The sequence below is a fragment of the Photobacterium galatheae genome (genome assembly GCF_000695255.1).
GTDB lineage: Bacteria > Pseudomonadota > Gammaproteobacteria > Enterobacterales > Vibrionaceae > Photobacterium > Photobacterium galatheae.
The window spans coordinates 38,429-46,092 of sequence record NZ_JMIB01000021.1 but is presented as its reverse complement, the minus strand read 5'-3'; the positions used below and the strand labels follow the sequence as shown (position 1 = coordinate 46,092).

Here is a 7,664-nt window from a genome sequence, read left to right as displayed (position 1 = left end):
CGCCTTTGTCGTTAACTCAACAGTTTTGTCGCTTCCTGACGTGCGCCGCCGACAGGGCGGTTCACAGAGATTGAGCGGCCTTTCTTCATGCCTTTCTCGTAATCATCTGTAATCCCTTTCATGGCTTCCTGAAGCTGCTGTTTGAAAGTCTCACGATCCAGATTTTCAAATTCACGATCGATGTAATTCGTCATGCGATTGTCATGATCATCATCGGTATTCAGCTCGGGTAATTTTTCTAAAGCTCCCTCAATCCAACCGGCCAGAAAAGAGGACACCCGGCGGGTGACTTCCGTTTGACTGGCACCAGTCCCGGCAAAACTGTTACGGAACTGGCCGGTTTGCTGGTTCATTTCCCGGTAGACCACATCAAAGGCAAAGGCGGCAAAAATCGCACGTTCAGCGACGCCGATAAATTCGGCCTGCTTCAGTCCTTTGTAATTGGTGAGGACGCACTCGACACCAAAACGTCGGTTGATGCCACGAATGATTTTCAGGATCTGCTGGCTGATGTCTGTCGGTAACAGCGTCGCTGATTTGGTTTTACCCATCTGGATAAATTCAATGTCATCTTTTTCCAAGCCATATTTCAGCATCAGGCGATGTGCCATCTTGATGGCCTGTGCTGCTTCATTAACATTGGCTGAGTTACCTAATTCGAGGCATTTGGCGATTTTTTTCAGCGCCTTTCGCTTCTGTTCAGACATCCATACCACTCACATTCAAAAAACGGTCACGTATATTAGCGTGTTCCATACGGGCTTGGCAAAAAACAGCGTTGTGAATTATTTGCGCTTCAGGCAAATGAATGACTTACCTTGTACCCGTAACCGATGAATCGCATAATGAAACAGACCTGATGCAATGAGAGTTCGCTGAATCATGACTATCCAGTCGATTGATGTCCCTTTTGAGTATCGCCATACCTGCTGGTTTTGTGGTGAACCTTACTATGAAAGTTTTATTTTCAGGCCTGAGCCGGACTATGCAGGTGATCTGCCGGTCAAAGTTCCTTGTTGCGAAGAATGTTATGGCCTGTGTACAAGAACCAAAGCGAGCGGACTGGATGTATTACGTGATCGGGTGAAAGCCAGACTCCACCGTAAGTACCAGAAACATTTGCAAATCGGCGCGCATTGGACAAGAGAAGAGCTGGAAGACTCGGAAATGGAAGGGAAAGCTTTTGAAGGCTTCAAAGAAAGTGCCTGGAAGATGTTCGAGATTGCCCGAGATCGTGTGAACTATACGGGTTGGCCGTTGGCCATTGATGGGCAGCCTGTGGGACAGATCAGTCAAGCTTTTCAAGTTGAATATCACGGTATTGTGTATCCGAATCTGGCTCAGGCTGTGGAACAGCTTGCGAAAACTTATGCGATACCAGAGGACTATCTGGAACAAGTTGTTGAACTCGTTGGCCGGCAGCAGCTTGGGTTTGCCATTCGTTTCTGTAAGACGACGCATGGGTATTCAGAAGCGCAACAGGCGGCGAGTCTGGCCAGTTTGCGGGAAAGGCTGGCGGAAGAGGCACAAGATGCGAAACCGACAACACCATCGGGGAATACTCAACAGGGGATTGAAGTACCTCTGAAGTTGATTGAACTTCAGATTCTGCATCGCACTGAAGTTTCGCCCTATGCCGTACAATGGGCACTTCGGCATGGGGTGACGACACTGGCGCAACTGGCTGAACAGGAAGATAACTTTCTGGCTTATTTCAGTCAGGACTCTGAGTTGACGGCGGTTTTGTATTTTACCGGACTTCAGGTTTATCTGGAAAAGCGAGCACTGGATCCGCAATGGGCAGACAAACAGGATCCGAATCGGCAGTGGTTTCACAAGCTGAATCAGCAATTAAAATGATTAATCAGATCTGAACAGAAAAGGCCGGTATTCCCGGCCTTTTCTTGTTTACGTTGTTGTTTATGTCGTTGTTTACGGAGTCTGTGGCTGATGATAGCTTGCCCAGATCACGGTATTTCCATGCTGATCAAATGCGACCACATCGTATGGCATGGTCTGATTGTTGTACTCCATACCCGGTGAACCCATCGGCATACCTGCAACGGCTAAGCCTTTCAGATTGGCTGGTTTTTCAGCAAGGAATTTTTTGACATCCTGTGCGGGTACATGGCCTTCAAAGACATATCCCTGAATTTTTGCGGTATGGCAGGATGCGTACTGAGGGCGAATGCCGTTGGCCTGTTTTATTGGATGCAGATTATTTTCAAAGGTCATGTTGATATCAAACCCATTGTCATTCATGTGTTTGACCCAGCCCTTGCAACATCCACAGGACGGGGATTGGTAGTTGGTTCCCTCAATGGCCTGTTTGGCAATTGACGATACACTCATCAACATCAGAGCGGCAGATAAAAGCTGGTGTGTTTTTTTCATGTTCATTACCTCTAATGACTTCTGGCGCACAGCATGATTTAGCTGGCGAAATCGATATGTATGGTTGCCTGACTGATACAGATTCCAGGCAAGGAATCGTTCGATTTTGTTCAGAAGTCAATCGGGGGTCTGAATCGTACAGAGACAGGTTCGTTCCAGTCTCCGGATAAATAGGGATGAAACGAAATAGCAGATGTCAGCATCAAGGGAAACAAAGGGGATGCTGGCATAAAAAGTGGCGTGTGACATGAAAATTGGCAATGTTGCTCGCAACTCATTGCCTCGCAATTCACTATCTGGAGACTTTCATGGCAGGTGTGCTCTTTATCTTTTGACATCTGATCTGCCATGCCATCACAACAATCTGATTGTACGACCTGGATAACGGGATTCATGCAGTCATCGAACGGATCGATACCGGCGGTTGTCAGGGCGACACTCAGGCTGCTCCAAGGCAACAACAACAGGCAAAGGATAACAATGATGATCCTTTTTAAGCTTGAGTTTTGTTGTATGCGCATCTTTGGGAGCATCGTATTTTTGTGCAATCCATGACGAAATATGAACACATGCAGTATAACCGGATCGCAAAAGGCTTTCATAATCAAAATCAAGACAGGGTGAGTTTTCTAACTTGCTGAAATTGTGTGATATGAGCGAAACCCAGATTTCATGCGGCTTTGCGGGGTTCTCATTTGGAACAAGCCTAACGTTTTTCTGACATTTTCCCGGATGCTTTAGGCTTTAATTGCGATGAATTGACATTTTTTTGCGCTAGGAACAGGTATGCAATACACAGAAGAAGACAGAAAAGTCCTGTATGAAACATGGATGAGTTACAAGGCGAAGATGCGGGTGACACAAATTGAAATGGCAAAAAAGCTGGGCGTCAGTCAGCTGTTTTTCTCTGACATTCTGCGGGGGAGTTTGCCGCTGGAGCATCGGTTTGTCAGTCAGTTTTGTCAGTATATGGGCGTCGATCCGGTTCTGACGATTCCATCTTTACGGGAACAAATTGGCGGAACTTTACCGAACACGGTCACGCTGACGAATACCTATATTGTTGATGGTAATATTAAAAATGTGCGTTATAGTGGTAATCAAATCGTTGTTGAATATGAACACAATGTGACAACGCACTGATTCGATCAGACAGACTGTCATGTTCGGGAACGTATCAGCCCTTGTCACAGACAGGGGCTTTTTCTATCTGAAGTCGAAGGAGTCAGCATGAAAATTGGCATCATTGGGTTGGGTGATATTGCTCAGAAAGCTTATTTGCCTGTGATCACACAATGGCCGGGCATTGAACTGGCCTTTTGTACCCGAAACCCAGCCGTATTGAAGCAGCTTGCTCAGACACATCGTATTCCAGACGCGGTGACAGACTACCGGGAATTGGCGGGACTTGGCGTTGATGGTGTGATGATTCATAGCGCAACGTCTTCTCATTTCGAAATTGCACAGTTTTTCCTGAATCATGGCATTGCGGTCTTTGTTGATAAGCCACTGAGCGATACTTACGCGGCATGTGAATCTTTGCATAATCTGGCGGAAGCGAAGCAACTCCCTTTGTTTATGGGGTTCAACCGACGCTATTTGCCATTAATCCAGCCTCATCTGAAAACGCCGCAGAAAGGTCAGTTGATGGGGATACGCTGGCAGAAACACCGGTTGAATCAACCCGGAGATGTCCGAACCTTTGTGTTTGATGATTTCATTCACCCACTCGATAGTGTGAACCTGTCGGGAAGTGTCCGTTCAGAAGATCTGCATGTAATCACGCAATATCATCAGGGCAAACTGGCCAGACTGGATGTTGAATGGCAAGTCGATCAAACCATCTACCAAGCGTCGATGAACCGGCTCAATGGCGTAACTGCAGAGCAGGTGACACTGAATTTCGAAAATCGCACGGTTCATTTTGATTCACTGGCAACCGGGACAAGCTGGATAGATGGCGCAGAAAGCAAGCTGACTTTGCCGGACTGGACGCCAATGCTCGAGAGTAAAGGATTTACCGCGATGATTGCACATTGGCTGGATGTTGTTGCTCTTGGACGCATGGAGCATGCGTTGGTGCAGCGAAACCTGAATTCTCATTATCTTGCTGAAGTGGTTTGTCAGAAGCTGGAACAGTAATTCCACTGATTTTTAATCAATTTCCTCTGGGCTGACGAGGCCGAATATCAGCCCATTTATTTTGAACTCAAATCTATAAGCGAAATGCAAGCAATGCCCATGAATTGGAAATCAACCGGTTGGTTTCTGCTCGCCTGTGTCATTTCGAATCATCTCTGGCTAAAAATCACGCAAATTTGTTGGATTTACAGAATTGAAGCTGTTAGTGTGCGTCCCCTCACACAACTAGTGAGTAATTTATGTATACCACCAAACAACCAGGTGCTGATAAATTCGTTTCAGCTCTAACGATTGGATTTCTGAGCCTGTTCTTGATCGCGGCAATCGCAGATCTGTCTTGGGTATCATCTACCATTCAAACACTCTTTAGCCAAGCGACGACTGCATTTGGGTCTTTCTGGCAATGGTTTATGCTGCTGAATTTTATCCTTGCCGTGGTGCTGGCTTTGTTGCCGATGGGTCGGGTGAAACTCGGAAATCTTCAAAAGCCAGAGATCGGCCAGTTCCGGTGGACGGCGATGATTATGTGTACACTGCTGGCTGGTGGCGGGGTTTTCTGGTCAGCAGCTGAGCCGATTTATCACTTTGTGACGACACCACCAGCTTTTGATGACATTCAGGCTGGACAGACAGAAGCAGTTGCCCCGGCGCTGAGTCAAAGCTTTCTGCATTGGGGATTTCTGGCCTGGGCTGTATTGGGCACGCTGGCGACCATTGTGCTGATGTATGCGCATCATCAGAAAGGTGTCAAACTGCGTCCAAGAGCGTTGCTTTACCCATTGCTGGGGGACAGGCTGGAGAACCACTGGGTAGGCTCAGTGATTGATGCCTGTTCAATTATCGCTGTCGCAGCAGGAACAATCGGTCCGATTGGTTTTCTGGCTTCTCAATTGGGTTATAGTTTGCACGTGGTGGCCGGCTTTGATAATTCTGTGCTGACGCAAGTTGGTTTACTGGCTGTGGTTGTTACGATCTATTCACTATCAGCTGCTACGGGCATGGACAAAGGGTTGCAATGGCTGAGTCGCTTTAACGTCATCGTCGCCGTTTTCCTGCTGATCATCATGCTGGTGGTTGGCCCAACCGGATTTATTGTTGAGCAGTTTGCGCAGGCAATGTCGGTTTATATTCAGCATTTGCCTGAAATGAGTCTGACTCAGTCATCGCCAGACTGGAATGCATGGTGGACCTGGTTTTTCTGGGGATGGTTTATTGGATTTGCACCGATGATGGCGATTTTTATCGCTCGTATTTCTGTGGGTCGCAGTATTCGTGAACTCGTGATGACTGTGGCGATCGGTGCGCCCTTGGTGACGCATTTCTGGTTTTCTGTTTTGGGTGGTTCCGGTATTTATTTTGAGTTGACACAACCGGGTACAATTTCAGGACCGTTAAGTGATGGTGGTTTGCCTGCAGTGCTGTTAGCAACACTGGCGCAATTGCCTTTCAGTGAGTGGCTGATCCCGGCTTTTCTGGTGTTGACGACCACCTTTGTCGTGACAACCGGAGATTCAATGGCTTATGCGATCGCGATGGTGACCTCTGGGAAGAATGAACCTGCGGCCAGCCATCGTTTGTTCTGGGCGATTGCAATGGGGTGTGTTGCCGCAGTTTTACTGATGGCAGGCGATGGCGGATTAAACGCACTGCAGTCGTTCATAGTGATTACCGCGGTGCCAGTTTCTTTCCTGATGCTTCTGACACTGTTAACGGGTCCACAGGCTGCCATGCGACTTTATCGTGATAAAGGTCTAGCAGGAAACGCGGACGCGCAGACGTCAGTTGCTCAATAATTTCAGACTGATCATCTCTATGACAACTCGAATGAGCCCTCCAAAGATGGAGGGCTTTGTGTTGTCATCTCGAAACCACCGCCGAAGGGGGGGGGGAGGTTGTTTTACTCTCGATTTTTATGTTTTCGATTGCTTTTTTGTATTGCGTGGTAGTAACGGCCGAGCTGTTTCGATTGCGCTCGTTTTTCAGCAATGGTTGCTGTATTGAATGCGATTTCCCGGTTTAGCTTGTGGTAATTTCGCAAACGGCGTTCGTCCAGTTCTCCAGATTCAATCGCTTCCAGTACCGCGCATCCGGGTTCTTGCTGATGTGAACAATCCCCGAAACGGCACTGGTCTGCCAAGGTTTCAATATCTGCGAATGTTACGGCAAGCCCTTCGCTGCAATCAGCAAGTTGCAGTTCACGCATTCCCGGTGTATCAAGCAACAGAGCGCCTTCTGGCATAAGATGCATTGAACGAGATGTCGTGGTATGACGTCCCTTGCTGTCGTCTTCACGAATACCGCCTGTCAACTGGGCATTGGCAGACAGTAGCGTATTGACCAAGGTTGACTTACCAGCACCGGAAGAACCGAGAAAAGCGACCGTTTTACCTTTGCCACACCAGGCAGACAGTGTGCCAACGCTGTTTGGGTCGAGTCCATTGACTGCCTCGACCATGAGCATGTTATCGATCTGACGAACCTGCTCGATGAAAGGCAATGGATCGTCGATACAGTCGGCTTTCGACAGAACAATCACGGGTTCAACACCTGATTGATTCGCTAAAGCAAGATACCGTTCGATTCGGCTCAGGTTAAAGTCTTGATTGAGAGAGCAAACAATAAATACGGTATCGATATTGCTGGCGATCAGCTGTTCAGCAACTTTACTGCCCGCGGCTTTTCTCTGGAAGTTTGAAAAACGTTCAAGCAAACGAGTAAAGTGATTGTTTTCTGAGACTAATATCCAGTCACCCACGGCCAAAGTCGGCATTGCAGGCAAGGTTGCAATGGAGAGCTGGCCATGCTCAGTCAGAACTTCGATACGGCTTTTGTGGACCGCACTAACACGTGCAGGTTGATTGACTTCCCATTCTTGCAGGGAAAGTTGTTGTTGAAAGAAGGGTTTCCAACCAAGTTCCTGTAAAGCGTAAGTTGGTTGAGAAATAATTTTTGTCATGATGTGTTTACCCCTGACGCAAAATAGAGCGTCATGATCTGAAAATTAAATATTCAGGGGCAATACGGCCCCGGTCAGAATGAACCGGGCAAGACAAGCGGGAAGGGTAGAAGCGGAGAGGGTTAGAGTTGACTCTATCGCTTACTGACTCATTACCATGTTCTGTGCCCGG

General features: G+C 47.6%; 7 protein-coding genes. 4 read left to right on the top strand and 3 right to left on the bottom strand.

Annotation, left to right across the window (positions count from 1 at the left end):
• Window positions 1-11: 11 nt before the first annotated feature.
• Window positions 12-707, bottom strand: a complete 696-nt coding sequence (locus EA58_RS10145; protein ID WP_036752074.1) for a DUF2786 domain-containing protein — start codon at window positions 705-707, stop codon at window positions 12-14.
• A 175-nt stretch (window positions 708-882) separates the two neighbouring features.
• Here EA58_RS10145 and EA58_RS10140 point away from each other — a divergent pair, with 175 nt between their 5' ends.
• The gene (locus EA58_RS10140) at window positions 883-1,860 is read left to right on the top strand and encodes a hypothetical protein (protein ID WP_036752073.1); all 978 of its coding nucleotides are present in this window, start codon (window positions 883-885) and stop codon (window positions 1,858-1,860) included.
• A 72-nt stretch (window positions 1,861-1,932) separates the two neighbouring features.
• Here the strand turns inward: EA58_RS10140 and EA58_RS10135 are convergent, their stop codons facing one another.
• On the bottom strand, window positions 1,933-2,394 hold the full coding sequence (locus EA58_RS10135; protein ID WP_036752071.1) for a DUF411 domain-containing protein: 462 nt from the start codon (window positions 2,392-2,394) through the stop codon (window positions 1,933-1,935).
• A gap of 786 nt (window positions 2,395-3,180) precedes the next feature.
• Here EA58_RS10135 and EA58_RS10130 point away from each other — a divergent pair.
• The 3 genes from EA58_RS10130 (at window position 3,181) to EA58_RS10120 (ending at window position 6,329) form a co-directional block, all read left to right on the top strand.
• Window positions 3,181-3,537 carry a helix-turn-helix domain-containing protein gene (locus EA58_RS10130; protein ID WP_036752068.1) on the top strand — a complete coding sequence of 119 codons (357 nt, stop codon included), beginning with the start codon at window positions 3,181-3,183 and terminating at the stop codon, window positions 3,535-3,537.
• 87 nt (window positions 3,538-3,624) lie between these two features.
• A complete protein-coding gene (locus EA58_RS10125) occupies window positions 3,625-4,536 on the top strand; it encodes a Gfo/Idh/MocA family protein (RefSeq protein WP_036752066.1) in 912 nt (303 codons plus the stop codon).
• A gap of 239 nt (window positions 4,537-4,775) precedes the next feature.
• Window positions 4,776-6,329: a BCCT family transporter gene (locus EA58_RS10120; RefSeq protein WP_051642008.1), complete on the top strand. Its 1,554-nt coding sequence runs from the start codon at window positions 4,776-4,778 to the stop codon at window positions 6,327-6,329.
• Window positions 6,330-6,433: 104 nt separating this feature from the next.
• Here EA58_RS10120 and rsgA read toward each other — a convergent pair whose 3' ends face one another.
• Window positions 6,434-7,492 carry a ribosome small subunit-dependent GTPase A gene (rsgA, locus tag EA58_RS10115; RefSeq protein WP_036752063.1) on the bottom strand — a complete coding sequence of 353 codons (1,059 nt, stop codon included), beginning with the start codon at window positions 7,490-7,492 and terminating at the stop codon, window positions 6,434-6,436.
• Window positions 7,493-7,664: the final 172 nt, after the last annotated feature.